We start from the raw sequence: 24,154 nt of genomic DNA, 5'->3' as shown, positions 1-24,154 counted from the left end.
TTGACCTTTTTGTCACTCGTTTTAAAGAAAAAGGTTAAACTTTGCAATCCAGTTTGCTATCTTTAAGGAAGAACTATTTTAATTTACTTTATAGTAGATCAATGAAAGGACCACTTTTTTACTCTAAAATACTTCTGTTCGGGGAATATGGAATTATAAAGGATTCCAAAGGATTATCCATTCCCTATAATTTTTATAAAGGAGCCCTAAAGGTAGATGGTAATTTATCTGGAATTGCAAAAAAATCAAATCAAGGTTTAAAATCGTTTGCGGCATATTTAGAAGATATTTCCAATGAGGGTCCGGAGTTGGTTTCCTTTGATCTAAAAAAAATGGAAAAAGATATTTCCGAAGGGATGTATTTTGACAGTTCCATCCCCCAGGGGTATGGTGTGGGCAGTAGCGGGGCATTGGTCGCCGCCATTTATGATAAATATGCCCATGACAAGATTACGGTACTGGAAAATCTTACCAGGGAAAAGCTATTGCGTTTGAAAGCCATTTTCGGGAAAATGGAATCGTTTTTCCACGGGAAGTCTTCCGGTCTGGATCCGTTGAACAGCTATTTGAGCCTTCCCATCCTTATCAACTCCAAGGACAATATAGAATCTACCAGCATTCCCTCTCAAAATTTGGAAGGGAAAGGGGCCGTATTTCTGTTGGATAGCGGATCAACGGGAGAGACGGCACCAATGGTACAGTTGTTTATGGAAAAAATGAGGCAGGAAGGGTTTCGCTCCATGCTAAAGAACCAATTTATAAAACATACCGATGCCTGTGTAGAGGATTTTGTAAACGGAAATATCAAATCGCTCTTTGGCAACTTAAAACAGCTTTCCCATGTGGTGTTGGATAATTTTAAACCCATGATCCCCAAAAAGTTCCATGAGCTTTGGGAAAAGGGAATAGAATCCAATGAATACTATCTAAAGTTGTGCGGTTCCGGGGGTGGAGGTTATATTCTAGGTTTTACCGAGGATATCGATAAGGCCAGAGCGGCACTGAAAGACTATAACCTTGAGGTAGTTTATAACTTCTAGGAAAATCCAGAACATGCTCAGTAGAAAGAACAAACTCTTGCTTTTAAAAGTATTGAGTCTGTTTTCCGTGGTGCGGGGGTATAATATTCTGGTCATTGTTTTGGCCCAATATCTGGCGGCTATTTATATTTTGGCACCAAATTTACCCTTACGGGGAGTAATCTTGGATATCGATCTTTTTGTTATCGTAATCGCTTCCGCTTTAGTGATTGCTGCGGGGTATATTATCAATAACTTTTATGATGCCGAAAAGGACCTGATCAACAAACCGGGAAAAAGCATGTTGGATCGGTTGGTGAGCCAACGGTTTAAATTGACTACTTATTTTGTGCTTAATTTTCTGGCCGTTTTTGCCGCCGGTTATGTGTCTTTTCGGGCGGTTTTTTTCTTTTCGGCCTATATATTCGGTATTTGGTTTTATTCCCATAAATTAAAAAGGATTCCCTTTGCAGGTAATTTTGTTTCGGCCACTTTGGCCATTACGCCGTTCTTTGCCGTATTCGTTTATTATAAAAACTTTGAAACGGTCATTTTTGTACATGCCCTGTTTTTATTCTTGCTCATTCTGGCCCGTGAGATGATCAAAGATCTGGAGAATTTATCCGGGGATATGGCACAGAATTATAGAACAGTTCCCATATTATATGGTTCTGGGGTTTCAAAATTGAGCATTGCAATTTTAATTGTACTTACCTTGATTCCTTCCCTGCTTTTAATCTATGCCTTTGATGTAGGTCTTATGAATCTCTATTTTATGGGATGTATAGGACTGTTGATCGTTTTTTTGTTGTTACTGTTAAGATCAACGACTAAAAAGCACTACGTATGGTTGCATAATATCCTGAAATTGATAATTGTAATAGGGGTCTTTAGTATTCTGCTGATAGATGTGGATTTGGTTTTAAATAGAATTTTATGATGGACAATATATTGAAAGTAGCTTTGGCGCAAATAGCGCCCGTTTGGTTGGATAAAAGCGCTACCTTAAAAAAGATTGAGGCCGTTATTGTAGAAGCGGCAAAAAAGCGGGCAGAATTGATTGTTTTTGGTGAAGCGTTCCTGCCGGGCTATCCATTTTGGTTGGCCTTGACGGACGGTGCCCAATGGGACTTAAAAATAAACAAGGAGATCCATGCGCATTATGTTAGAAATTCCGTTCAGATAGAGACCGGGGAGTTGAACGGTATCTGCCAATTGGCAAAAGAACACAAGATGGCCATTTATTTGGGAATGATGGAGCGGGCAAAAGATCGTGGCGGCCATAGCATTTATTGTTCATTGGTCTACATCAATGCCAATGGGCAGATAAGGTCCGTACACAGAAAACTACAGCCTACTTATGATGAACGTCTTACGTGGGCACCCGGAGATGGCCATGGGTTACAGGTACACCCTTTAAAACAATTTACGGTAGGAGGGCTGAACTGCTGGGAAAATTGGATGCCCTTGCCAAGGGCGGCCTTATACGGTCAGGGAGAGAATCTGCATATTGCGGTATGGCCCGGCAACGAACACAATACAAGGGATATTACCCGTTTTATAGCCCGCGAATCCAGAAGCTATGTAATTTCGGTTTCATCCTTGATGAGGAAAGAAGATTTTCCACAGGATACGCCGCATATTGACAAAATATTGGATAAGGCCCCAAAAGAACTTGCCAATGGAGGTTCTTGCATTGCAGGGCCCGATGGTGAATGGATCATGGAACCGGTATGCCATAAAGAGGGACTGATCTATCGGGATTTGGACTTTAATCGGGTATATGAGGAACGCCAAAACTTTGATGCCGTAGGCCATTATGCAAGGCCCGATGTCACTAAACTTAAAATAAACAGGGAGCGGCAATCCACAATAGCGTTCGAGGATTGACCATTACTTCAAAAAATATGTTAAACGGTAATATTTTCACATTCCTCTTTCAGGAATCCCCCAATGATTTCTGGTTTTGAGTCCCAAGATGTTACCTCAGTAGTACAAAGAAGATTGAATTTAGAACTCGCCCCTCCTATATCTTCAACCGTTATTCCATAGACTATACGCGGTATTTTATGGTGTCTAATAAGGTATGAACACATAACGCAGGGCTCGTGCGTGGTATAAAGCGTACTATGGCCCAAATTGTTGAGGTGTTCTTTTGATATGGCATCGCGAACCGCCAGGATTTCTGCGTGATCCGTCACATCTTTTGTTGATTTTGAAGACTCGACACCTTCACCTATGATCGTATCTTGATGCACGACTACGGAACCTACGGGAGAGTTTCCTGTTTTTAACGCTTCTTTGGCAAGCGTTATACAATGCCGCATATAAAATTTATCTTTTTCCCGGATATTCTTATGGTTCATTGAAAAAGTTTAAATGAGTTCATTATGGGAAAACTACCTTTCTTGAGGTATGGGCCAGGGAATTTATTTAAGTTTTCTGTCCGTTGCCTTAATGGGTAGATCGTTAATACTGGCATAACGTTTTACCATTAGTCCATTCTCGTCAAACTCCCAGTTTTCATTACCATAGGCCCTATACCATTGCCCGCTGTCGGTTCTGTATTCATACTCAAAACGAACCGCGATACGATTGTTGGAATGTGCCCAATATTCTTTTTTGAGTTTATAATCCAATTCTTGTTCCCATTTTGTAACAAGAAATTCCTGTATTTCTTTTCTACCGTTTACAAATGTGGACCTATTCCTCCATACGCTATCTATAGAGTAGGCCATTGAAATTTTAATGGGGTCTTTGCTGTTCCAGGCATCTTCTGCCATTTGAATTTTTTGTTTTGCCGTTTCTACAGTGAATGGAGGTAGTGGATGTTTTTGTTCCATTTTTATTCGATTATGGATTTTATGATGGTTTTTGCCTTTTCAATAGGCCATTGTTTTTGATACAGCCGACTTTCTATGATAGCACTTTCAAACAATAGATAAATATGATCCGATAACAGATCATTGGCGATGAACGATGAAAAATAATTGCGTAAATCCGATTTATGATTTTGAATCACTTTTAGAATTTTGGTATTATCATTTGAAATTTCGGAGAGAATGTTTAGAAAATTACACCCTCTAAAATGCTCTTTCTCGTTCATTTCTATTAGAAAATCAAAAGAAGCCAATATTTTTTTTCTACTATCCCCTTCTTTTTCAATGGCTCTTTTCAACTGTTGAAACCAATAATGATGTCTGGTGTTGAGGCAGGCTACACATACCTCTTCCTTGGATTTAAAATTGTAGTAAAAACTTCCCTTGGCCACGCTGGCTTCCTGGATAATCTGATTGATGCCCGTAGAATTATAACCCTGGGTATGAAATAGGTTTGTAGCTGTGGCAATAATACGATCATGGACCTTCATGTAGGAATCTTTTAAAGGTTAAAAATAATCAAAAGTTCCCATTTTTAGACAAACTTGTCTAAAAATGGGAAACACATACTGAAATAAGATCAGCATACATCCAAATCCCTTTCCTACCTTTGCGGGAAACAGCAATGTTATGAGCAGAGGAGATTCCAATAAGGGCAGGTCATCGGGAAAACATAGAAGCAATTTTAGGAAAAAGAGCTATGGTAGGAGCAATGCACCCATAAAAAAGGATACGGTTCCAAAACAACCGTCCGACCCCAATGCCGTACGCCTTAATAAATATGTGTCCAATTCAGGAGTATGTTCCAGACGGGAAGCCGATATTTACATTGCTGCGGGGAACATCACCGTAAATGGAAAACCCATTACCGAAATGGGATATAAGGTGAAACTAACGGATGAGGTTAGATTTGATGGCCGACTCCTGAACCCGGTAAAAAAAGAATATGTAGTATTGAATAAACCAAAGGATTTCTCTACCACCATTCGGGACGAAAAGGGAAAAAGGCATGTTTCCGGTCTAATATCACAAGCCTCCAAATCCAAATTGTTGCCCGTGGATAAATTGGACAAGGAACATACGGGCCTTTTACTCTTTACCAATGACGGGGATTTGACCAAAAACCTTAAAAGCCCTGCCAATGGACTCCGTAAGTTGTACCACCTGGTTTTGGATCGGGATTTGCGTAGTGCCGATTTAAAAAAAATCCAGGAAGGGGTGTCGGTCGAGGATAAAGTGGTACGGGTACAGGATGTTAGTTTTATAGACAATGCTCCCAAAAGAGAAGTGGGGATTGAAATTTACAGTTCCCGCAATAAGATCCTGGAGCGATTATTTGAAGTATTGGAATATAAAATTGTAAAGTTGGACCGGGTAATTTATGGTGGACTCACTAAAAAGGATCTGCCCAGGGGACACTGGCGTTATTTGACCGATCAGGAAGTCATTAACCTCAAAATGATAAAGTAGGAGTTAGGAATGGATAAATAAAGGAAGACATATATTTGGGGTATCTCTCTTTCCGAACGAATCGGTTATTTGATTCCTTCTCAATTTCTGACCTCCTTTAAACAAAACCTTACTTTAATAGAATAAGAAGTGCGCCCAATGCGGTAAGCACCAAAATCATTTTTCTAAAGAATTCTTCCTTGATCAGTTTAATAATCTTGATTCCCACAAAAAATCCAATAAAGATGCCTGGCATCAATTTAAGGTTCAAAAGCAAAGTGTCGCCTGAAATGGTATGCCATACGAAGATGTGAAAGGGCAGTTTAATAATGTTGATAATAAGGAAAAGCCATGCAGCGGTACCAATAAAATGGTTTTTGGGCAATCGCATCGCCAAAAAATAAATATTTGAAAAAGCACCTGCCAGGTTACCTACCATTGTAGTTATTCCTGCCAACGTTCCAATAGAACTCGCAAATGCCCAATGGGTGGGTACGGATTTGTTTTTTTTGCGGTCCCACCAATACATCATGATCACCGTAATAATGATGATAATGGCCATACCTATTTTAAAAAGCCTCTCGGGAAGGTCCTTTCCCAAAAACACCCCTATGACTATTCCCAGGACCATCCACGGCAAGACCTTAAAGACATAGCTCCATTGGGTGTGTCTATTGTAGTAGATAACGGCAAAAATATCGGCCAAAACAAGTAACGGGACCACCATGCCAGTAGATTCCTTGGCTCCAAAGGCCAGGGCCATAAAGGTTACATTGATTACCGCGATACCTTTGATACCCGCTTTGGATAATCCGATTACAAATGCCGCTAGAAAACCCAACACCCATGCAGTAACGTTTATTTCTGGTATCATTAATGAGATCATAGATGAGGTTTGGCGAATAAGCGACAAAAATATCCCAAAAAAACATATCTTTAACGATCAACCAAAATCAGTTTAAATGGAACTCAGTACACTTGATTATAGTTTTATTATCGTTTTCTTTTCACTTGTCTTAGGTATTGGAGTTTATGTTTCCAAAAAGTCGGGCAAAAATTCGTCAGAATACTTTTTATCAGGTAGGACCATGCCATGGTGGCTTTTGGGGGTCTCGATGGTAGCCACTACCTTTTCTACGGACACGCCCAATTTCGTTACAAATTTGGTTAGAGTGAACGGGGTTTCTGGTAACTGGGAATGGTGGGCATTTTTGATTACTGGTTTATTAACTGTTTTTGTTTATGCCAAATTGTGGCGGAAATCCAATGTAAATACGGACATTGAGTTTTATGAACTGCGCTATGGAGGGAAGCCCGCACGATTCTTGCGAGGATTCCGATCAGTTTATTTAGGAGTTATCTTTAATATTTTAGCCATGGCGGGTGTAACACTTGCCGCTATAAAAATAGGAGGTATCATGCTTGGGTTGGAACCTTGGCAGACGGTTGTAAGTGCTGGGTTGATTACCGTAATTTTTAGTGCCTTAGGCGGGTTCAAAGGTGTGGTGTACACCGATTTCTTGTTGTTTTTTGTAGCCATGGGAGGAGCTATAGGAGCGGCGTATTTTTGTGTTAACTTGCCGGAAGTTGGTGGTATAGGCAATTTGGTGACACACCCGAATGTGGCAGATAAAATTAATATTTTTCCCGATTTCAGTAATAAAGAAATATTAATTACACTGATTATTATCCCATTGGCCGTACAATGGTGGAGTTCCTGGTTTCCAGGTTCAGAACCTGGTGGTGGAGGGTATATTGCCCAACGGATGTTGGCTGCAAAAAATGAAAACCATGCGATTGGAGCTACGTTCTTTTTTAACATTATGAATTACGCCTTACGTCCCTGGCCATGGATTTTGGTAGCTTTGGCCTCTTTGGTCGTATTTCCGGATATTGCGAGTATATCGGTAGCTTTCCCCAATGTACCGACCGATAAGCTGGGCCATGACCTCGCCTATTCGGCCATGTTGACCAAACTGCCCAGTGGTCTTTTGGGATTGGTACTTGCATCCTTGATTGCAGCTTATATGAGTACCATCTCTACCCATTTGAACTGGGGGTCATCCTATGTAGTAAATGATTTTTATAAACAACTTATAAATAAAGACGCTACTGAGAAACAATTGGTTGCTGTAGGTAAAGTCTCAACCATTATTTTAATGGTTGTTAGTGCTTTGTTGGCATTATTTTTACAGGATGCCAAACAGGTTTTCAATTTAATAATATTGTTTGGTGCAGGTACGGGACTCATATTCATTTTGCGCTGGTTTTGGTGGCGTATCAATGCTTGGAGCGAGATTTCGGCAATGTTCGCCTCAGGAATAATTTCAATTCTTTTTGGGTTTACCTTCATTGGCGACTTATTGTTTACGCATACTAATGAACTAGGGATTGAAGTAGAAGGTATCATGCCCTCATATGCTAAATTTCCCTTGGTCGTATTGATTACCACTATAATTTGGCTTGCAGTCACTTTTATGACCAAACCGGAGACCAATGGCACATTGTTCGATTTTTATAAAAAAATACAGCCTGGTGGACCAGGATGGAGAAAGACTATTAACGATGCCAATGCAGAAAATGTGGAAATCATAACCAATAAACAACCATGGAGCGTACCCTCAGGTATATTGGCTATGATACTTGCCATGATTTTAATATATAGTGCAATGTTTGCCACCGGATACTGGATATATGGAGATTATATCTATGCCATTGTTTTAACTGTATTGGTAGTAATTTCGGGATTCTTATTAACCAAAATGTGGAGTAAAATTAAAGCAAGTATCTTTTAATTACGGTTATGAAGCAGCGTATCCTGTCCGTAGATATCTTTAGGGGTGCTACCATCATATTAATGGTGTTGGTGAATACGCCGGGTACATGGAGTAATGTATATGCACCTTTTCTACATGCCAAATGGCACGGGTATACCCCTACGGATCTGGTGTTTCCTTTCTTTTTGTTCATAGTGGGAACATCCATTGTGTTTTCCTATAAAAACAAACGGACCAATTCCGGGACGTATAAAAAAATAAGTGTCCGTACCTTAAAATTGATCGGATTGGGTTTGTTTTTGGGTGCTTTCACCATAAGCTTTCCTTTTATTAAGGATTGGGCGGATATCCGTTTTCCAGGTGTGCTACAACGTATTGGTGTAGTTTTCTTTTTTGCTTCCATACTATTTATCAATGTTAAATGGAAGCCCCTCATATGGATAACCCTTGTTTTGTTAGTAGGATATTGGCTTTTGATGACCCTGGTTCCTGTAAACGGTATTGCATCTACCTTAGATCGGGCACCCAATAACCTGGCCAATTGGTTGGATGTACGGTTATTTGGCACCCACAATTACAGGCCCGATTATGACCCGGAAGGTTTGTTGAGTACCATTCCGTCCATAGCCAGTTCATTATTGGGAGTTTTCACAGGGTTGATTTTGCTGTCCAAACAGGAAAAAAAGGCGACCATACTTATGGGGATTGGAGGGAGTTTCTTAATTATCGGACACCTTTGGGATATTATTTTTCCGATCAATAAGGCATTGTGGACAAGTAGTTTTGTATTGGTTACCGCCGGGTGGGCCAATTTGACCTTGGCCTTGATCTATTATCTGACCGATGTAAAAAAAATACAGTTTGGAAGTATTTTTAGATATGCGGGGGCCAATGCCATTATTGTTTATTTCCTCTCCAGTTTTATCAGCAAAATAATGGGACAGATCAAAATGGGCGATAGCTCGCTTCACGGTTGGCTTTTCCAAAAAATATATGTGCATGATTTTATCTCCATGGAGCTGTCTTCGTTACTTTATGGGTTAACGGTGGTCGCTTTTTATTGTGCGGTGGCCTATTTTTTATATCAAAAAAAGATATTCATCAAGGTTTAGAAGATAGAAAGGATAAGATTTTAACCGCCGGTAAATCTTGGTTCGGGTGCTATTCTTGATTTGGGAACACTCCAAAATAATTTTCTTTTTTGGGGAATAGCTTATATTTTGCCTACTGCCTACTGCCTACTGCCTACTGCCTACTGCTTTGCCCATCAATTTAGCCACATATTTTCCAATAACGTCAAATTCCAAATTCACGATAGAACCCACTTCGTACGTATTGAACCGGGTGTGCTCATGGGTATAGGGAATAATGGCTACCTTAAAGGTGTTTGTTCCGGAATCCACTACGGTAAGGCTGATTCCATCAATGGTAACGGATCCTTTTTCTATGGTAGGGTTTCCGGTCGAGGCATCGTATGCAAAAGAAAAGATCCAACTGCCATCCGCTTGCGTTATACCTGTACAGGTTCCGGTTTGGTCTACATGGCCCTGAACAATATGTCCGTCCAGTCTAGAACCTAAAACCATGGCTCGCTCCAAATTCACCTTATCCCCAATGGTCAAACCTCCCAAATTTGTTTTTTGTAAGGTCTCATCGATTGCCGTCACGGTATAGATGTTTCCGGAAATATGCACTACCGTAAGACAAACACCATTATGGGCCACACTTTGATCTATCTTTAATTCCGGCGTTATGGAAGCCTTGATACTGATATTAAGATTTCCCGCTTTCTTTTCCAAGGCAGTTACTTCGCCCAATGTTTCAATGATACCGGTGAACATGTGTCGCTTAAATTAAGTAGTTTTGTCAATTACATTTGGATTACAAAGGTAACGGATATCATGGAGGAAAAAAGGAAAATCAGATTAGGTATATCTATAGGCGATTTAAACGGAATAGGGTGTGAAGTAGCTTTAAAGACATTTGAGGACAATAGGATGATGGACTTTTGTACACCTATTATTTTTGCCTCGAACAAAACGGTGTCCTATCAAATGAAGGCTTTGGATATTAAAGTCACCTATAACGGTGTTCAGGAGGCTTCCAAGGCCATGGACGGGAAATTGAATATTGTAAATGTTTGGAAAGAGGTTCCCAATATCCAATTTGGGCAGCCCACGGAAGCATCGGGAAGCTATGCCATAAAATCATTGAAAGCCGCAGTTTCCGCCTTAAAAAAAGGGGATATAGACGTATTGGTCACCGCACCCATCAACAAGAATAATATTCAATCCGAAGAGTTTGATTTTCCCGGACATACAGATTATTTGGCCGAGCAATTGCAAGGCGATAGCCTTATGTTCATGGTGACGGATACCCTGAAAATAGGATTGCTTACCGATCATGTGGCGGTAAAGGACGTATCCGAAAAAATCATTCCCAGATTGGTAAGGGACAAGGTAAAGACCATAGGAAAATCCCTGATGATGGACTTTGGTATTAGAAAACCAAAAATAGCTTTATTGGGCATCAACCCCCATAGCGGGGATAATGGTGTTATCGGCAATGAAGATGATGAGGTGCTGAAACCCGTCATTAAGGAGCTGACCGAATTGGGCCACCTGGTCTATGGTCCCTATGCCGCAGATGGTTTTTTTGGTTCGGACGGGTATAAAAAGTTTGATGCCGTTCTTGCGGCCTATCATGATCAGGGGCTTATCCCTTTTAAGACACTGTCCTTTGGGCAGGGGGTGAATTTTACGGCGGGCTTAAACAAGATCAGGACTTCTCCCGATCATGGTACGGCCTATGAAATTGCAGGACAGGGCAAAGCGGACCACAGTTCGTTCAAAGAGGCTGTTTTTACGGGATTGAAAATAGTCAAGAACAGGAGGGAATATTTTGAACTTACCGAAAACGTGCTAAAAAAACAACGGATAAAAAGATAGAAAAGGATGTGGTTTTGATTCTGGCCCCTTGTTGGGATAAATAGTTGATAACTATTGGCTTTTATCAAAATAATACTATCTTTGCACCCGCCTGAATGTAAATGGAGGTAACTCTAGACCTTTTGGGCGATTGTATTAAAATAAGTGTTGTACGTAATGAAGCAAAAGGAGTTCAATATTCCTTTCTCAGGATTAAAGCAAGGGAAACACGAATTTAAGTACAATATAGATGCGACGTTCTTTGATTCTTTTGAATATGATGAGTTCAATAATACCGATATTGATTTAAAAGTGCTATTGAACAAAACGTCTACAATGATGGAACTGGAGTTGGAGGCTTTGGGAATCGTGAACATAAATTGTGATCTTACCAGTGAGCCTTTCGATCAAAAAATAGAAGCGAATCTTGGATTGATCATAAAGTTCGGGGAGACATATGATGATGAGGATGACGAAATATTGATTTTGCCACATGGTGAACATCAAGTGAACATAGCGCAGTATGTCTATGAAATGTTGGTATTGGCCGTTCCACAAAAGAGGGTTCATCCCGGTATTGCCGATGGAACATTAAAATCCGATGTTCTGGATAGATTAAAGGAACTGGAACCGAAAGAGACAAAGATTGAAAATAAGGAAAACGACCCCAGGTGGGACGAATTAAAAAAACTATTAACGGATAAATAAGGTTTAAATGGCACATCCTAAGAGAAAAATTTCCAAGACCAGGAGAGATAAGAGAAGAACCCATTATAAGGCAGTAGCACCAACATTGGCTACGGATAGTACAACAGGTGAAATGCACCTGTACCATAGGGCGCACTGGCATGAAGGTAAGTTATATTATAGAGGTCAGGTTTTGGTAGATAAAACCGAAGAGGCAGAAGCTTAGTATATCTCTTAAACATATTCTAGACTCCCACTTTGCAAGAAGTAGGGAGTTTTTTTTGATATAATGCTTAATTTTTTGAACAATCGATAATTTTGGTGAATTTTTTAAAATCAGTATAAAAAAGACCATTTTTGAATAAAAGTCGATGAAAATCATTAATTTTCACCACTTTTTGCGTGTTTTTTAAGTTTTTTAAAGCAAAAGCAACTAACGTATGACCAAAATAACGGCAGCTATAACCGCTGTAGGAGGATATGTTCCCCAATTTGTCCTTACCAATAAAATGTTGGAGGATATGGTAGAGACCAATGATGAATGGATTACTACCAGAACGGGAATCAAGGAAAGAAGAGTTTTAAAAAAGGAAGAAGGCGAGGGTACTTCCTATCTGGCCATTCAGGCGGCAAATAAGCTTCTTGAAAAAGGCAATGTAAATCCGGAGGAGATAGATTTGGTCGTAGTGGCCACGGCAACACCGGATAGCATGGTAGCATCCACGGCCGCTTTTGTAGCTTCTGAGATAGGTGCCGTAAATGCGTTTGCCTATGATCTGTTGGCGGCCTGTTCCAGTTTTCTCTTTGGGATGTCATCCGTGGCCAGTCAGATAGAATCTGGCCGCTACAAGAAAGTCCTATTGATAGGTGCCGATAAAATGTCCTCCATAATAGATTATACAGATCGTACGACCTGTATTATATTTGGGGATGGTGCCGGTGCTGTTTTGTTCGAACCGAACACAGAAGGTCTGGGGCTTCAAGATGAGTATCTCAGGGCTGACGGTAAAGGCAGGCAATTCTTGGGCATGGAGGGCGGAGGTTCTCTAATGCCGGCTACGGAGGAAACCGTAAAGGATAAAAAACACTATATCTTTCAAGATGGGAAAACGGTTTTTAAATTTGCCGTTTCCAATATGGCAGATGTAGCCGAACGAATAATGAAGCGAAATGATTTAACGGATACGGATGTCGCCTGGCTCGTGCCCCATCAAGCGAACAAAAGAATAATAGATGCTACGGCCAATAGGATGGGATTGGATCGTTCCAAGGTGATGATGAACATCCAAAAATACGGGAATACCACCTCGGCCACTTTACCGTTGTTATTGAACGATTATGAAAACCAATTAAAAAAAGGGGATAACCTAGTCTTTGCCGCTTTTGGTGGAGGATTTACATGGGGTTCCATTTACTTAAAATGGGCCTATGGCCTTTAATTAATAACTAATTATTACTTAAACACATTTGAAACTATGGATATTAAAGAAATTCAAAGCCTCATCAAGTTCGTGGCAAAATCCGGTGCAAGTGAAGTAAAACTGGAAACGGACGATATAAAAATTACTATTCGTACGGGTAGTACAAGCTCGGGGGAAACTACATTCGTGCAATCCGTTCCAATGGCCCAGGCCCCTATGGCACCTGTTGTTCAGCAACCGGTTCCGGAGTCGCCGGTAGCACCGGCCGCACCTACGGCGGAAAAGGCAGCGGACGATTCCAAATACATTACCATAAAATCCCCGATAATCGGAACCTTTTATAGAAAGCCTTCTCCGGACAAACCCGTGTTCGTAGAGGTTGGGGATACTATTTCATCCGGGGATGTACTTTGTGTTATCGAAGCGATGAAATTGTTCAATGATATAGAATCCGAAGTATCGGGAACCATAGTCAAGGTATTGGTAGATGATTCTTCACCAGTGGAATTTGATCAGCCACTCTTTTTAGTAGATCCATCATAATTTTAAGTTTAGAAGTTTAAAGTTTAAAGTTTGATGCAACACCTTCAAACAAATAAACTGCTAAACCATAAACTCTTAAACTAAAAAAGTATGTTCAAGAAAATACTTATTGCAAATAGGGGAGAAATAGCCTTAAGGGTCATACGTACCTGTAAGGAAATGGGAATTAAGACCGTTGCGGTATATTCCAAAGCGGATGAAGAAAGCCTTCATGTAAGGTTTGCCGATGAGGCCGTATGTATAGGTCCCGCTCCCAGTAATGAATCCTACCTTAAAATTCCCAATATAATTGCAGCTGCGGAAATTACCAATGCAGATGCCATTCATCCGGGGTACGGGTTCCTTTCCGAAAATTCCAAGTTTTCCAAGATCTGTGCGGAACATGCAATTAAATTTATTGGGGCTTCCGGCGATCAGATAGACCGTATGGGTGACAAGGCCACGGCCAAAGCGACCATGAAAGCGGCGGGAGTACCCTGTGTGCCCGGTTCGGACGGACTCTTAAAAGATGTAGCCGATGCCAAGAAAATAGCCAAAAAAATGGGATATCCCGTTATGATCAAGGCTACTGCCGGTGGTGGTGGAAAGGGAATGCGTGCCGTTTGGAAGGAAGAGGAAATGGATGAGCTTTTTGACAGTGCGGTAAAAGAAGCCACCGCAGCTTTCGGGAACGGAGGCATGTATATGGAGAAATTGATCGAAGAACCCAGGCATATAGAGATACAGGTAGTAGGTGACCAATATGGAAAAGCCTGTCATTTGTCCGAAAGGGATTGCTCCGTACAACGCCGTCATCAAAAGTTGACAGAAGAGACACCTTCCCCTTTTATGACCGATAAGTTGCGGGATGCCATGGGGAAAGCAGCGGTAAAAGCGGCCGAATATATAAAATATGAAGGAGCGGGAACCGTGGAGTTCTTGGTGGACAAGCATAGGAAGTTCTATTTTATGGAAATGAATACCCGTATACAGGTAGAACATCCGATTACCGAACAGGTCATAGATTATGATCTGATCCGTGAACAGATTTTGGTAGCTGCCGGAGTGCCTATTTCCGGAAAGGATTATACACCAAAATTACATTCCATAGAGTGCCGTATCAATGCGGAGGATCCATATAATAACTTTAGACCTTCCCCGGGAAGGATAACCACATTGCATACACCGGGAGGTCATGGTATTCGTATGGATACGCACGTGTATAGCGGTTACATTATACCGCCCAACTATGATTCCATGATCGCAAAACTGATTACCACGGCCCAGACCAGGGAAGAGGCGATCAATAAAATGAAGAGGGCCCTGGACGAGTTTGTGATCGAAGGTATAAAGACCACAATACCGTTCCATAGGCAGTTGATGGAACATCCGGATTATTTGGCCGGGAACTACACTACGGCCTTTATGAACGATTTTGAAATGGAACCCGAACCAGAAGTATAGATTAGGACTCCGGTATTTGCCGGAGTTTTTTTATGGTTTGCTTTTACCATGGTAAGGTGCTATGCCTTATATGTGAGTCGTCCTAAAATAAGTTTACACATTTATACTTGATCTAAAATAGGTTTAACGTAACGAGCCAATTAAGTACCTTAGATCGATTGGGCAAAATTGAGCGTCGCAAACATTAGCAAGACGACAATAAAATATAAATTATCTTTATTGTGAGTATAAATATGGTAAAGGTCATGAATATAGAAACCACAAAACTGGAGTTGATGCACCTATTGTTGCAAACCCAAAAAGAAAGCATATTGACAAAGCTCAAAAAAGTGTTCGACGAAGAGCAGACCGATTGGTGGGGTGAACTCTCAAAGGAAGAGCAAGCTGAAATTGAAGCAGGGTTGAAACGAAACAAGCGGATAACGGAGAATATACCGCTAATGAGACCGTAATGAGACGCTTTGATAAATGGCATTGAAAATAGTCTGGACACCACGGGCTGAAAAAGGGTTGGATACGACCATATCGTATTTGGAAGAAAAATGGGCGGTAAGGGAAATTCATAACTTGGAACGGAACTTAAAGGATTTGTTGGAGCGTATAGGAAATACCCGAAAATCTGTTCGGCTACGGGAAAACATAAAAACGTCCACAAAGGCTTGGTGGACAAGAACAACTATATCATCTACAGGGTCAAACCCAGAAAGGGTATCATCGAACTCATCAACTTTAAGGGTACAAGGCAAGAATCTATTGAATAAATAAACTTCCGATCCTACTATTCTGTGCCTTAAATCCGTATGTTTTTATAGCACCATATCCATATAGGGAATGACCGTTGAATAGCCCTTTTTCCTAAAAAAACCGGGTGTATTTTCATTTCCCGTGGCCAATACAAAATCGCCCCCCCAAGCACCAAGGCTTTTTATGGCACCGGGGTAATCCGGGAACAATCTTTCTTTAACGGGCGGTGTTTGCAATACATTGGATAGCACCTGCTCATGTTGTGAAAGCAGTAGTTCAAAATCACTTAAATCATCACAGTTTAGGATTTGTAGTGTTAATCCGTTCAGTTTCGAAATGAGTTTTTCTTTATCGAGACCCAAATTTTGATAATGTGCTATAGCGGCCCTGCTATTTTGTTTCTGATTTAAATAAACGAAGAACAACGAACGGGCAAAGGATGGCTTAAATTCAATTTTCCGGACATAAGGTCTTTCCTTTTTTAAATGGAACAGGATAGGGCCGTTATGCTGTGCACAGGCAATATCGTATCCGCTTCCACCAAAGGTTTTTTGTAATAATTCAAAAGGGTTCACTTCTGCCCATTGGGCAATATTATTGACAAGTGTAGAAGAGGTTCCCAAGCCCCATTTTCTTGGAAAACTTAGTTCGGTCGTTACTTTTTTACCAGTACTATTTTTTAAAAAATTTGGATTGAGTTCTTTTGTCCGTAAAAAAATATCGATAAGGTTTTTTGAAACGTCTCTGTCCGAAGAGGTTATTTCAGAAAAAGTATTCAAATGATAATTGCCTTCGAACCAATTTTGCCCTTGTTCGTCTTTGCTGATCCAGTGAAGTGTTCCAGAAGTGCCTTCTTCGATTTTTAGGTTTTGACCGAATTTTGTTGGAACGGCCAACCCTTCCGCTCCGTCCAATATGGCATACTCTGCGGTGAGCAATAATTTTCCATTACTGTAAAATTGCTTTGCCATTACCCGTTTCTCAAAGTTTCTAGTGCATTTAGTACACCGTTATGGGTAACTACACGGGCCTTAAAGTGTTTTGTAAGTGTTTTCTTTTCTTCGTCATTCGCTTCCAATTGGTTCAAGATATTGAGCAAATGCATTTTCATGTGTCCCTTCTGGATGCCTGTGGTGACGAGCGAACTTACGGCGGCGAAATTTTGGGCCAGTCCGGCAACGGCAACAATTTGCATCAGTTCCATGGCCGTGGGCTTTCCTAATATTTCAAGGTTCAATTTTACCAGAGGGTGCAATTTGGTCAAGCCGCCCACCGTACCCAGGGCCAACGGGATTTCTATCCAAAACCTAAAAATATCGTTTTCGATTTCCGCATGGGTAAGGCTGCCGTAGGAGCCGTTTTTTGAAGCGTAGGCATGAATTCCCGCTTCCACGGCCCTAAAATCATTGCCGGTGGCCAGGATCACGGCATCTATTCCGTTCATGATTCCCTTATTGTGCGTTACCGCCCTGTAGGGTTCTATTTTTGCAATTTCAATGGCCCGGACCATTTTCCGTGCAAAATCCTTTGGGGAAATTTCAGAAGGGATGCGCAATTCATTTACCGGGCAACTAACCTCCGCCCTTACCAGGCAATTGGGTACATAATTGGATAGAATGCTCATTACCACCTCTATTTCTTTTTCAATATCCGAAAATTCGACATATTCAAGAGCTTCCCTTTTTAATGTGGCAGCAAGCTGTTCCAAGCAGCTATTGATGAAATTTGCTCCCATGGCATCCATAGTTTCAAAAGTGCAATGCAGCTGGTAATAATTATGTAGTTTTTCGGTTTGATCCCTAAGTTGGATAGTGGATATGCCCCCTCCTCTTTTGGACATATTTTGAGTTAGGGTCTCTGTATCCGATCGAAACTTTGGAGTAATCGTTTCAATGAATTTTTTGAGTTTGTCAACGTCCCCTTTATATATAAAATGCACCTGTCCTACTTTTTCCGTTCCGAGAACTTCGGCTTTAAAACCTCCTTTGTCAAACCAGAATTTTGCCGCTTTACTGGCCGCGGCTACCACGGAACTTTCCTCAATGGCCATGGGAATGGCATACGGTTTGCTATTGATCAAAAACCCGGGAGCGATACCCAAGGGTAAATAAAGATTGGTAATCGTGTTTTCAATAAATTCATCATGTAGCTTTTGAAGCTTTTTGTCCGTGTTCCAATAGTTGCGTAAAACTTCCCTGGTCCGATCTGGATTTTTTGTGTATTGGGAAGCGATCCGATCTATCTTTTGTTCTTTACTGAGTTTGGAAAAACCAGGTATTGGCTTGGTCATGTATGACTATCTTTGGGCATGATTTTAAGGGATAAAGATAATCATATTGCCATTTATTCGATCGACCTATAAATCTGCGTTAAAATTGCGCTCTTTTTTTAGTCGGATTGAGGTTTTTTGTAGAAATAGTAGTAAACTTGAAAGATTTAACAAATTCTATCATTTTATGAAAAAATCACACATAATAACCCTTTGTTTCCTTTGTTTGAGCAACTTTATGATCGGCCAGAAAAGGAGCATAACCATTGAAGAAATATATGGAGATGCTTTTAGAACGGAAGGTTTGGATGCTTTACGATCCATGAAAAACGGTAAGCAATACACCATTTTGAATTTTGACAGGACCAATCGTACCACAAGTATCGATACCTATGATTATACTTCACAGGAAAAAATAGGGACTATAGTATCGTCCGCCAATTTAGAGGCATTACCCTATTTTACTTCTTATGAGTTCAATGGGGATGAAAGTAAGATTCTTTTGGCTACGGAGGTAGAATCTGTTTTTAGAAGGTCTACCCTGGGTATTTTTTATGTGTACGATGTAGCCTCAAAAGGACTGACCAAGATATCCGACACTAAAATCCAGGAACCTACACTATCGCCAAACGGAAAAGAGGTAGCTTATGTGGCAAACAATAACCTCTATATTTTTGACCTTGCCGCTAACAAAACAAGGCAGATCACTACAGACGGTATAAAGAATAAAATTATCAACGGGGTAACGGATTGGGTGTACGAGGAGGAATTTGCCTTTGTAAAGGCGTTTGCATGGAATGCCGATGGTACAAAGATCGCTTTCCTTCGGTTTGATGAGACCAAGGTGCCGGAATTCTCTATGGATGTGTATGGCAAAGGCCTATACCCGGATCAAGAGGTATTCAAATACCCAAAAGCGGGAGAAACCAATGCTTTGGTTTCATTACACATGCTGGACGTAAAATCCGGGGACATTTCCAAAGTAGATTTAGGAACCCCATATTATATTCCTCGGATAAAATGGATGAACAACCCTGGATATTTGAGCGTACAGACATTAAATAGGCATCAAAATAATTTGAAATTACACGCTGTTGATGCAAAGGATAATTCCGTTTCCCTGATGTTGGAGGAAAAAGATAATGCGTATGTAGACGTTACGGACAATCTGACCTTTTTGGCGGACGATAGCTTTATCTGGACAAGCGAAAGGGATGGGTGGAACCATATTTATCTGTACGATCAGGAAGGAAAGCTAATGAACCAAATTACCAAAGGGGATTGGGAAGTGACCCAATACTATGGTTATGACCAAAATAAAGATAAGGTCTATTATCAATCCACGGAGAACGGCTCTATAAACCGTGGCGTCTATAGCGTGGGTAGCAACGGAAAGAACAAAAGAACGTTAGCTGCTGAAAAAGGAACCAATATGGCAGATTTTAGTTCGGATTTCACCTATTTTATCAATACGTATTCCAGTGCTGTCATTCCCAATACCTATACGTTGCATAAATCGGTTACAGGAAAAAAAGTAAAGGATATTAGGGATAATTCACGATTATTGGAAAGACTAAAGAACTATGAATTAAGTCCCAAAGAGTTTTCCACGATTTCGGTTAACGGAAATGATCTGAATATGTACATGATCAAACCGGCGGATTTTGACCCTGCTAAAAAGTATCCATTGTTCATGTACCAATATAGTGGCCCCGGTTCTCAAAATGTAGCCAATAAATGGATGAACGGTAATGATTACTGGCATCAAAAATTGGTTTCAGAAGGTTATGTTGTGGCTTGTGTGGACGGAAGAGGTACAGGATTCAAAGGTCGGGACTTTAAAAAGGTTACCCAGAAAGAATTGGGAAAATATGAGGTTCAAGATCAAATAGCCGCTGCCGAAAAACTAAGCCAATTAAGTTACATAGATGAAAATAGAACGGGAATATGGGGTTGGAGCTATGGTGGCTTTATGAGTACCAACTGTATTTTAAAGGGCAATGATGTATTTGAAGCGGCTATTGCCGTAGCACCCGTTACCTCATGGCGTTTTTACGATACTATTTATACGGAACGCTATATGCAAACCCCACAGGAAAATCCAAGCGGGTATGATGAAAATTCACCCTTACACTATGCGGAACGCTTAAAGGGAAATTATTTGTTGGTGCACGGGTCGGGCGATGATAATGTACACAATCAGAATACCATGCGTATGGCAGAAGCATTAATACAGGCCAATAAGCAATTTGATTGGGCCATTTATCCCGATAAGAACCATGGCATTTATGGCGGCAATACCCGGATTCATCTGTATAATAAAATGACCGATTTCCTGAATGAAAACCTAAGGGACAGGCCAACAATCGAGGAAAGGGAAAAACCCATGGTGAAATCAAATAACATTAAAGGATAAATTACTAACCGACCAAAATTATAATATGACACATACTAAACCAGCACATAAGAAAGAACTTTTTGGCCATCCGAAAGGTTTGTTTTATTTGTTTTTTGCCGAACTCTGGGAACGTTTTAGTTTTTATGGCATGCGAGCGTTACTTACGCTTTACATGGTTCAGGTGATTTTTGAGGCATTAGCGGAAAGGGATTACGCAACGGCTGCCGTTTATGCTTCATACGGATCACTGGTCTATGCATCAACCGTGATTGGCGGCAGAATTTCGGACTCGATAATCGGTATGAGAAATTCTATTTTCTTAGGGGGTATTTTAATGTCTATTGGACATTTTGTCCTGGCCATAGAAAATAATATTGCCTTCTTTTTGGCACTATCCCTTATAATCGTAGGGAACGGATTTTTCAAACCCAATATTTCCACCTTTGTGGGAACCTTATATGATGAAGGTGATGCAAGAAAAGATTCTGGATTTACCATTTTTTATATGGGTATAAATATTGGTGGTTGGGTCGCACCCTTACTTTGCGGTTGGTTGGCCGCTAAATATGGATGGCATTATGGATTCGGATTAGCGGGGATAGGAATGCTTACAGGACTGTTGTTTTTTTGGAGTGGAATTAAAAAAGGGGTTTTTGGAGATAAAGGATTACCACCTATAAATGGCAATATCGATAAAAAGGTGATGGGGATAAAACAACGCTATTTGATACCGATTTTAGCGGTAGTCTCCGCCCCTCTAATATCATATCTATTATCGTCATATAAATCTTTAGGTTCTGATGGAACTTTTTTTGAAGATCAGAATATTGTGAATATAATTTTTAAGCTTATAGGGATTACTATTTTGCTATATCTGGCCTACATCATATACAAAGCTAAGGTCGAAGAGCGCAAGAAATTATTCGTGGCTGTTTTGATAACGGTTTTTATGACCATTTTTTGGGGATTTCATGAACTTTCGGGAAGCGTGATAACGTTATTTGCGGCTAGGAATATAGATTTGGATGGTATTATGTCCGCTTCCCAGACGAACTCACTTAATTCTATGTGGATCATTATTCTGGCGATTCCCATATCCATGATATGGACTAGATTGTCCAAAGCCAATAAAAACCCCAGGACCCCTTATAAATTTGGTTTGGGCCTTCTGTTCGCGGGCATAAGTTTTTATGTATTGGCAATAAGCGGAAATAGCGCAAACGAAAGTGGTTTGGTTCCTTTTTCCTATTTGTTGATAATGTATTTTTTATTATCCGTTGGGGAACTGTTTATGTCACCTGTAGGGCTTTCAAAAATCACTGACCTGTCCCCTAAAAGAATTGTTGCCTTTATGATGGGAGTGTGGTTTTTATCCTCTGCGTTTGCATTTCAAGTAGTTGGTTTTATTGGAAAACAACTAGCTATTGAAAGTACGGATAAGAACGTAGGCGGTATTGAAACTTTAAGTGTTTATACAGATGGTTTTGAACTAATTGCTTACTATTCGATAGGTGCAGGGGTGCTGGTATTACTGGCTTCCCCCCTGATCAAGAAATTAATGGGCAACGTACACTAGTTGGATTTAAAATAATAAACTCCCTTTTCGCCGGTATGGTGAAAAGGGAGTTTTTGTTGCAAACAGGTTTCTTTCCACTGTTTTACATAGGATTTATAATTGCTCCCGTCGGCAATAATGTTCTTGGGCCGTAGGGTCGTAATGAGTCGATCTAAATTTATTTTTGGGGATCCCGTAATCAGTATGGTATTTGCCGTAGGCTGTTCGGGATAAATACCGGTGCTGTCCAAAATGAACAGAGATCGATCGCCAATAGTATAACTGTTCTTAAGCGGTGCAAACGAAACGGAATCTATTCGTTCTCCAATTTTGTAATCACGGATAAGATTCCCTAAAGCGTTCTTGGTATTGGACAACACGTTTAAATGCCTTCCATTTCTGTTAAAAATAACCGTGTTTTTGGTTTGATGTAGAATCAATACCTCTTTTGTGCGGGACGCTTCGTATAATTGGTAAATGGTCCAGGATTGAAACCCGAGCAGGCAAACAAGAAAAAAACCGACTCTTTTAAAATGGGCTTTGACAAACATTGGGACCAATGAAATTATGAGTAGGTAGGAGAGCAATAATTGCAAACTGTCAAAAGAAATGGACCTGAAAATAAAAGCCTCCTGTTCCGCTACCCATTGGATCAATGTGTTCATAATGCCGATAATTTTATTGAAGATCAGCACTAGCCAGTCCGGCAAGTAGTTGAGAAGTGAAAGCAGGATGGTCAGTATTCCCATACCTAAGACGAATCCTAAAAATGGAACGATCAATACGTTGGAGATAAAGAACAGACCGGGGAATTGATGAAAATAGAAAAGACTAATGGGGAGCACGCCCAATTGTGCGGCAATACTCACGGAAAGTAATTGCCAAAAATAACGGATGACCTTATTTTTTGGGAACCAAAACTTTTGGAATAAGGGATAGATCCAAACTATGGCAAAGACTGCTACATAACTCATTTGAAACCCTACCTGAAATAAAAGATCGGGATCTATAAATAGTAAAATAAACAATATGGAAAGTGCCAAAATATTAAAATTGTTGCTTGGCCTGTTCAAGTACAGTGCATAGGCGATAAATGTAAACATGGCACAGGCTCTAATGATAGATGGGGATAGGCCAGCTATAAATGCAAATCCCCAAAGCAGGAACACCGTAATAATTAGTTTGAGCGTTTTTCCTTTAGGAAGGCGTTCCAATGGGCGGAGCAAAAAATTGATAAAGAATAAAAGAATACCGATATGCAGTCCGGATAAAGCTAGAATGTGAACGGCACCCGCATCTTTGTAATCCGTATAGGTGTCGTTTGAAATATCGTTGCGCTGCCCTAACAACAATGCCTGTATTATGGCCAGTTCATTTTTTCCAAAATTGTATTTTTTCAACGAACGGATTATATGGCCCCTAATTTTTTCGGCCATTCCCAAAATGGTGGATGATGGCCTCTTCTTTTTTACGTATCCGCCCTTATTTAGTTTCATTTGATGATAGATGCCCAGCTTTTCCATATAGGATCTGTAATCAAATTGGTGGGGGTTAAAAGGTGGTTTTATGGCCTCTATTTTGGCGTGTACTACAATTTCATCATCTACCTTTAAATTATCGGATAGGGTAGTGTCCAACGGAAAGTTTAACATTAGTTTTCCGGTAGCCAAAGTGTCTTGGAGTTTTGTTACCGAGGCGATATAACGTTTTGAAAAAGATGTGGGTTTTAAGGTTTCAAGAATTTTCAATTCCCATTGTGCGGCTTCTTGAGTGTTTAAATGGCTGTAATGGGATGTATGATTAATGGGCTGTGCCCGAACCATTATAAAAATGCCCAAAGCAATTGTAGTAAGGAGTGTCAAAATTCCGAACAGGACCGATGTGGCCTTCTTTTCAAAATAATAAACAAGGCCAAGGCCGATAAGGAACAATATTGTTAGTCCCAAGGCCATGGGAAGGTGAATTTGAAAAAAATGCCCGATCAGTATTCCCAAAATAAGGGCCAGGGCCAATTTTATAGGTACAAAGTCCAGCAACTTCATA

General features: G+C 40.4%; 24 protein-coding genes. 16 read left to right on the top strand and 8 right to left on the bottom strand.

Annotated features, from left to right (window positions below; all coding sequences use genetic code 11):
- The first annotated feature begins 101 nt into the window (after nucleotides 1-101).
- Genes ACKWB9_RS03010 through ACKWB9_RS03000 form a run of 3 tightly spaced genes read left to right on the top strand, consistent with a single transcriptional unit; the run spans nucleotide 102 to nucleotide 2,909 of the window.
- Nucleotides 102-1,040 (top strand): mevalonate kinase family protein, encoded by a 939-nt coding sequence (locus ACKWB9_RS03010; RefSeq protein ID WP_414001509.1) that lies wholly within the window; start codon nucleotides 102-104, stop codon nucleotides 1,038-1,040.
- A gap of 13 nt (nucleotides 1,041-1,053) precedes the next feature.
- Nucleotides 1,054-1,959, top strand: a complete 906-nt coding sequence (locus tag ACKWB9_RS03005) for a geranylgeranylglycerol-phosphate geranylgeranyltransferase (RefSeq protein ID WP_414001508.1) — start codon at nucleotides 1,054-1,056, stop codon at nucleotides 1,957-1,959.
- Nucleotides 1,959-2,909, top strand: coding sequence for a carbon-nitrogen hydrolase family protein (locus ACKWB9_RS03000; RefSeq protein ID WP_414001858.1), 951 nt, complete (start codon nucleotides 1,959-1,961; stop codon nucleotides 2,907-2,909). The genes ACKWB9_RS03005 and ACKWB9_RS03000 overlap by 1 nt, the downstream gene beginning before the upstream one ends.
- 20 nt (nucleotides 2,910-2,929) lie before the next feature.
- Here the strand turns inward: ACKWB9_RS03000 and ACKWB9_RS02995 are convergent, their stop codons facing one another.
- The 3 genes from ACKWB9_RS02995 to ACKWB9_RS02985 form a co-directional block, all read right to left on the bottom strand.
- A complete protein-coding gene (locus tag ACKWB9_RS02995; protein WP_414001507.1) occupies nucleotides 2,930-3,385 on the bottom strand; it encodes a nucleoside deaminase in 456 nt (151 codons plus the stop codon).
- Between the two features lie 63 nt (nucleotides 3,386-3,448).
- On the bottom strand, nucleotides 3,449-3,862 hold the full coding sequence (locus ACKWB9_RS02990) for a nuclear transport factor 2 family protein (protein ID WP_414001506.1): 414 nt from the start codon (nucleotides 3,860-3,862) through the stop codon (nucleotides 3,449-3,451).
- Nucleotides 3,863-3,864: 2 nt separating this feature from the next.
- The gene (locus tag ACKWB9_RS02985) at nucleotides 3,865-4,389 is read right to left on the bottom strand and encodes a TetR/AcrR family transcriptional regulator (protein ID WP_414001505.1); all 525 of its coding nucleotides are present in this window, start codon (nucleotides 4,387-4,389) and stop codon (nucleotides 3,865-3,867) included.
- A gap of 139 nt (nucleotides 4,390-4,528) precedes the next feature.
- Here ACKWB9_RS02985 and ACKWB9_RS02980 point away from each other — a divergent pair, with 139 nt between their 5' ends.
- Nucleotides 4,529-5,368, top strand: a complete 840-nt coding sequence (locus ACKWB9_RS02980) for a pseudouridine synthase (protein WP_414001504.1) — start codon at nucleotides 4,529-4,531, stop codon at nucleotides 5,366-5,368.
- A gap of 109 nt (nucleotides 5,369-5,477) precedes the next feature.
- Here the strand turns inward: ACKWB9_RS02980 and ACKWB9_RS02975 are convergent, their stop codons facing one another.
- Nucleotides 5,478-6,233 carry a sulfite exporter TauE/SafE family protein gene (locus tag ACKWB9_RS02975; protein WP_414001503.1) on the bottom strand — a complete coding sequence of 252 codons (756 nt, stop codon included), beginning with the start codon at nucleotides 6,231-6,233 and terminating at the stop codon, nucleotides 5,478-5,480.
- Nucleotides 6,234-6,309: 76 nt separating this feature from the next.
- On the opposite strand from ACKWB9_RS02975, the gene ACKWB9_RS02970 reads away from it, so the two are divergent.
- Complete coding sequence (locus tag ACKWB9_RS02970; protein WP_414001502.1) at nucleotides 6,310-8,142, top strand: sodium:solute symporter family protein; 1,833 nt, start codon at nucleotides 6,310-6,312, stop codon at nucleotides 8,140-8,142.
- A gap of 8 nt (nucleotides 8,143-8,150) precedes the next feature.
- Nucleotides 8,151-9,236: an acyltransferase family protein gene (locus ACKWB9_RS02965; RefSeq protein WP_414001501.1), complete on the top strand. Its 1,086-nt coding sequence runs from the start codon at nucleotides 8,151-8,153 to the stop codon at nucleotides 9,234-9,236.
- A gap of 126 nt (nucleotides 9,237-9,362) precedes the next feature.
- On the opposite strand, the gene ACKWB9_RS02960 is transcribed toward ACKWB9_RS02965, so the two are convergent.
- A complete protein-coding gene (locus ACKWB9_RS02960) occupies nucleotides 9,363-9,965 on the bottom strand; it encodes a riboflavin synthase (RefSeq protein WP_414001500.1) in 603 nt (200 codons plus the stop codon).
- 60 nt (nucleotides 9,966-10,025) lie between these two features.
- Between ACKWB9_RS02960 and pdxA the strand changes: the two genes are divergently transcribed.
- The 8 genes from pdxA (at nucleotide 10,026) to ACKWB9_RS02920 (ending at nucleotide 15,910) form a co-directional block, all read left to right on the top strand.
- The gene (gene pdxA / locus ACKWB9_RS02955) at nucleotides 10,026-11,072 is read left to right on the top strand and encodes a 4-hydroxythreonine-4-phosphate dehydrogenase PdxA (protein ID WP_414001499.1); all 1,047 of its coding nucleotides are present in this window, start codon (nucleotides 10,026-10,028) and stop codon (nucleotides 11,070-11,072) included.
- 156 nt (nucleotides 11,073-11,228) lie between these two features.
- Nucleotides 11,229-11,759, top strand: coding sequence for a YceD family protein (locus ACKWB9_RS02950; protein WP_414001498.1), 531 nt, complete (start codon nucleotides 11,229-11,231; stop codon nucleotides 11,757-11,759).
- A 7-nt stretch (nucleotides 11,760-11,766) separates the two neighbouring features.
- On the top strand, nucleotides 11,767-11,964 hold the full coding sequence (gene rpmF / locus ACKWB9_RS02945; protein WP_099572176.1) for a 50S ribosomal protein L32: 198 nt from the start codon (nucleotides 11,767-11,769) through the stop codon (nucleotides 11,962-11,964).
- Between the two features lie 214 nt (nucleotides 11,965-12,178).
- A complete protein-coding gene (locus tag ACKWB9_RS02940) occupies nucleotides 12,179-13,177 on the top strand; it encodes a beta-ketoacyl-ACP synthase III (protein WP_414001497.1) in 999 nt (332 codons plus the stop codon).
- Nucleotides 13,178-13,213: 36 nt separating this feature from the next.
- Nucleotides 13,214-13,702: an acetyl-CoA carboxylase biotin carboxyl carrier protein gene (accB, locus tag ACKWB9_RS02935; RefSeq protein WP_414001496.1), complete on the top strand. Its 489-nt coding sequence runs from the start codon at nucleotides 13,214-13,216 to the stop codon at nucleotides 13,700-13,702.
- 90 nt (nucleotides 13,703-13,792) lie between these two features.
- Entirely contained in the window at nucleotides 13,793-15,145 is a 1,353-nt protein-coding gene (gene accC, locus ACKWB9_RS02930) for an acetyl-CoA carboxylase biotin carboxylase subunit (RefSeq protein WP_414001495.1), read from the top strand.
- 221 nt (nucleotides 15,146-15,366) lie between these two features.
- Nucleotides 15,367-15,597, top strand: a complete 231-nt coding sequence (locus ACKWB9_RS02925; RefSeq protein WP_414001494.1) for a hypothetical protein — start codon at nucleotides 15,367-15,369, stop codon at nucleotides 15,595-15,597.
- Between the two features lie 16 nt (nucleotides 15,598-15,613).
- Nucleotides 15,614-15,910 carry a hypothetical protein gene (locus ACKWB9_RS02920; RefSeq protein ID WP_414001493.1) on the top strand — a complete coding sequence of 99 codons (297 nt, stop codon included), beginning with the start codon at nucleotides 15,614-15,616 and terminating at the stop codon, nucleotides 15,908-15,910.
- 41 nt (nucleotides 15,911-15,951) lie between these two features.
- On the opposite strand, the gene ACKWB9_RS02915 is transcribed toward ACKWB9_RS02920, so the two are convergent.
- Together ACKWB9_RS02915 and ACKWB9_RS02910 are read right to left on the bottom strand one after the other, a co-directional pair.
- Nucleotides 15,952-16,860, bottom strand: a complete 909-nt coding sequence (locus tag ACKWB9_RS02915) for a GYDIA family GHMP kinase (RefSeq protein WP_414001492.1) — start codon at nucleotides 16,858-16,860, stop codon at nucleotides 15,952-15,954.
- Nucleotides 16,860-18,179, bottom strand: a complete 1,320-nt coding sequence (locus tag ACKWB9_RS02910; RefSeq protein WP_414001491.1) for a hydroxymethylglutaryl-CoA reductase, degradative — start codon at nucleotides 18,177-18,179, stop codon at nucleotides 16,860-16,862. Before ACKWB9_RS02910 ends, ACKWB9_RS02915 begins: the two co-directional genes overlap by 1 nt.
- A 166-nt stretch (nucleotides 18,180-18,345) precedes the next feature.
- Between ACKWB9_RS02910 and ACKWB9_RS02905 the strand changes: the two genes are divergently transcribed.
- Together ACKWB9_RS02905 and ACKWB9_RS02900 are read left to right on the top strand one after the other, a co-directional pair.
- Nucleotides 18,346-20,574: a S9 family peptidase gene (locus ACKWB9_RS02905; protein ID WP_414001490.1), complete on the top strand. Its 2,229-nt coding sequence runs from the start codon at nucleotides 18,346-18,348 to the stop codon at nucleotides 20,572-20,574.
- Nucleotides 20,575-20,599: 25 nt separating this feature from the next.
- Nucleotides 20,600-22,132 carry a peptide MFS transporter gene (locus ACKWB9_RS02900; protein ID WP_414001489.1) on the top strand — a complete coding sequence of 511 codons (1,533 nt, stop codon included), beginning with the start codon at nucleotides 20,600-20,602 and terminating at the stop codon, nucleotides 22,130-22,132.
- On the opposite strand, the gene ACKWB9_RS02895 is transcribed toward ACKWB9_RS02900, so the two are convergent.
- Entirely contained in the window at nucleotides 22,129-24,153 is a 2,025-nt protein-coding gene (locus ACKWB9_RS02895) for a ComEC/Rec2 family competence protein (RefSeq protein ID WP_414001488.1), read from the bottom strand. The two genes, ACKWB9_RS02900 and ACKWB9_RS02895, sit on opposite strands and share 4 nt — an antisense overlap.
- Between the last annotated feature and the right edge of the window lies 1 nt (nucleotide 24,154).

The sequence above is a fragment of the Maribacter spongiae genome (assembly GCF_047345125.1).
Lineage (GTDB): Bacteria > Bacteroidota > Bacteroidia > Flavobacteriales > Flavobacteriaceae > Maribacter.
This window is presented reverse-complemented; position numbering and strand designations above follow the sequence as displayed.